Source organism: Loigolactobacillus rennini DSM 20253, from assembly GCF_001436505.1.
Classification (GTDB): Bacteria; Bacillota; Bacilli; order Lactobacillales; family Lactobacillaceae; genus Loigolactobacillus; species Loigolactobacillus rennini.
Genome location: NZ_AYYI01000080.1, coordinates 1 through 1288, shown reverse-complemented (window position 1 = coordinate 1288; position 1288 = coordinate 1). Strand labels below are relative to the sequence as shown.

Genomic DNA, 1288 nt, shown 5'->3' with positions numbered 1-1288 from the left:
GCAGAAAAAACGAGCCGGACCTATCTGTGACCAAATTCTAGAAATGGAAAATTTTAAGGGCACTGATTTTAAGGAGGTGGTGCTGTTGCCAGGGAGAAAACCAAAATTGAATGCTGCAAAAGTGGGCCATCATAATAAAGCGGATTTAGAACGGGCTGAATTAAAAGAGAATGGCCTAAAACAATTTAAAAGTATTGAGGTTAATAACGTTCCGCGCGGATTGACTCGTAATGCAAAAAAAGAGTGGCAGCGTGTAGTACCGCTGCTTGAACAGTTGCCAATCGCTGACCTGGATTATTCATTGATTCGCAAATATTGCGAAATTGTAGATTTGAATGACCGCCTTTATAAAGATATGAGTAAAGAGCAAGGCATTGATGGCGCAGTTGATCCAGAAAGCAATCGCAAGACTGGTGCTTTTATGGCGTATATGGACACATTAAAGGAATTGCGATCCATCTGCAGTGACCTAGGAATGACGATTGATAGTCGGATGCGATTGGTGGTTCCGACTGAAAGCGAGCAGAAGCAGTCCGTTTACGATAGATTTGGTGTTGACGACGATGACTAAAGTTAAAATTTCTAAAAAATATGAAAAGTTACTAAATGTTCCTGATGAATACCGTGATGACGCTTATAAATACTGCGTTATGGTTTTGTCGGGAACATTTATTACCTGCCAAGATACGAAAAATGCTTGTATTAGGCACTTAAAAGACATTCGGCGCATTACATCGGATGACAACTTCCCGTTTGTCTATAAACCGAAGCGAGCAAAAAAAGTAATCAACTTTATTGAGATTTTACCTGATCCGAAAGGCAACATTAATAAACTGGGGCTATTTCAAAAGTTTATCGTATCAATGGTGCGCGGCTGGTTTGACGAGAATGACTGCTTACGTTTCCGTAAGGCTTATATCTCAATGGCACGTAAACAAGGTAAGTCCTTAATTGTGGCTGGCCTAGTTTTATATGCGTTTTTGTTTGATCGTGACCCTAGAGAGGGACGCCAGATATTTACGGCTGCCAACGATAAAAAACAAGCTAGCATTGTGTTTGACATGGTTGCCAAACAATTAAAATATTTTGTATCACGAGTGCCGGAATTAAAGAACGATGTTAAAAAAGTGCGTGAGCAGATCAAGAATTTAAAGGATGGCTCTTATGTGATGCCGCTGTCTCGTGAGACTGGAGCAGTTGATGGTTTTGAACCTTTTATGGCAGTTGTCGATGAATATCATGCCGCAAAAACAAACGAAATGATGGAGCTGATTGAATCAGGCCAGGG

The 1288-nt window shown here is 40.6% G+C and carries 2 protein-coding genes; both read left to right on the top strand.

Annotated features, from left to right (window positions below):
- A partial coding sequence (locus FC24_RS09175) for a phage terminase small subunit P27 family (protein ID WP_235807387.1) occupies window positions 1-571 on the top strand: 571 nt, incomplete at its 5' end.
- On the top strand, window positions 564-1288 hold a 725-nt coding region (locus tag FC24_RS09170), incomplete at its 3' end, for a terminase large subunit domain-containing protein (protein WP_235807380.1). The genes FC24_RS09175 and FC24_RS09170, both read left to right, overlap by 8 nt.